The organism is Bacillus sp. LR--39 (genome assembly GCF_053613335.1).
The window spans coordinates 1-1,825 of sequence record NZ_JBSIOT010000076.1; the positions used below are offsets into that span (position 1 = coordinate 1).

General features: G+C 46.8%; 2 protein-coding genes and 1 pseudogene. 1 reads left to right on the top strand and 2 read right to left on the bottom strand.

The genetic code is table 11. The features are described from left to right. A partial coding sequence (locus ACWHAR_RS20415) for an alanine:cation symporter family protein (RefSeq protein WP_452087652.1) occupies window positions 1-365 on the bottom strand: 365 nt, incomplete at its 3' end. 22 nt (window positions 366-387) lie between these two features. Then, window positions 388-1,371: a glutaminase gene (locus tag ACWHAR_RS20420; protein WP_152425325.1), complete on the bottom strand. Its 984-nt coding sequence runs from the start codon at window positions 1,369-1,371 to the stop codon at window positions 388-390. A 181-nt stretch (window positions 1,372-1,552) separates the two neighbouring features. On the opposite strand from ACWHAR_RS20420, the pseudogene ACWHAR_RS20425 reads away from it, so the two are divergent. Further along, a pseudogene (locus tag ACWHAR_RS20425) lies at window positions 1,553-1,825 on the top strand (ATP-binding protein); the annotation flags it as partial.

A 1,825-nucleotide genomic window follows, 5' to 3' on the forward strand; every position in this document is an offset into this window, starting at 1 on the left:
TTATAAATCTGAGCCAGTGTGCTTTCCACAAAGCTGGATGCTGATCCGATAATGGCGATAATCCACATCCAGAAGATTGCCCCGGGCCCGCCGAGTGCAATGGCGATGGCAATGCCCGTAATATTTCCCGTTCCGACACGGGCCGCCATGCTGATGCAAAAGGCTTGAAACGGAGAAATGGTGTTTTTCGACCGGGAAGCAGCACCTTCTCTTAATACCCTGACCATTTCTTTCAGCATGCGAACCTGTAAAAACTTAAGCCTGAACGTAAAATAGATTCCCAGAGAAAGGAGCAAAACAATTAATAGCTTTGACCACAAAAGATCATTTGCAATACCGACGATATGTTCTAGGATTTGCTGCATACAATCACCTCTTTTTTCATATTTAAAAAATGCTGAGCTCCCATTCCTGCGCCATATGCTTCAGCAGCATACCGCCAGTGAGGCTGTTGCCGTATTCATCAATGGCAGGCCCGTAAATGCCGATGCCGCATCCGGATTGAAAAGGCTGTTCTCTTCTGGCGCTTGGAGGCACCAGCGCCATGATGCCGCCGGAGACGCCGCTTTTGGCCGGCACGCCGACAAACGCCGCATATTTGCCTGAAGCGTTGTACATGCCGCACGTCAGCATTAATGCCTTGGCCAATTTTGCCACATCTTTTGGAATCACCTGCTCGCGTCGAATCGGATGATACCCGTCATGAGCAAGGATCAGGCCGATCAACGCAATATCTTCTGTGGTGCTCTCCATAGCGCATTGCTTCAAGTACACCTCAAGTGTTTCTTCTACGTCAGCTTCTAAAAAGTTTGTTTCTTTTAAATAGTAGGCCAGCGCTCTGTTGCGGTGGGCGGTTTCCCATTCAGAACGGAATACTTCCTCATGAATTCTCGGCCGTTTTCCTATCAAAGTTTCCATCACCGAGTAAAGAAACTCGAGCTTTTCGTATGCCGATTCTCCGGGAAGAATCGAAGCGATTGTGAGGGCGCCCGCGTTGATCATGGGATTGAAGGGCTTCCCCGGCTTGTTGATTTCGAGCCGGATGATTGAATTAAAGGCGTCGCCTGTCGGCTCGACATCTACGCGGTCCAGCACATAGGGAATGCCGCGGCTCATGCAGACGGCAATAAAGCTAATCACTTTTGAAATGCTTTGCAGGGTAAAAGAGACGTTCCAGTCGCCGGCGTGTATCATCGTTCCATCAGGCTCCAATACACAGATGCCGAGCTGTGAATCATTGACTTTTCCTAAAGCGGGGATATAGTTTGCGCTTTGTCCATTGGCGGCAAAAGGGCAATAGTATTCAACCCAATCATGAAGCTGTAACGCCGGGTTTATGTCTTTCTGGTGCTCTTTTATCAATTCTTTCATCGAATTCCTCCTCACTGATTTTTTTCTTAAAGGACTGAGGTGTATCAAAACGAAGGCTAAAGGGGCGTTAAACGCTTTCATAATAGCGGAAGGTATAATTACTGTATAATGGAGACTACAGAATCATACAAAATACGACAAAAACATTTTGAAAATAAGCAGTAAGATTTATAAAAACCTCATGTTCTGGGTCAAAAGCAATTTGCAGGTTTTCTCCCGATTCCCCAAAATAAAAAGCGAGGATGTGATCAATATAAAACTGGAACGGTTTATTGAAAAAGACGGATATATACTGGCCCTCATGCTGATTACGGTGCCGCTGGCCGGTGAACTGAAATTTTATCCCCTCAATGAAGAATTCCGGGTCAGCTTTGGGGCACCGGTTTTTTTCTTCTTTTTATCATTGTTACGGCATGTGCCCGCTGTGCTGCCGGGTTTTCTGACTGGAGCGGCT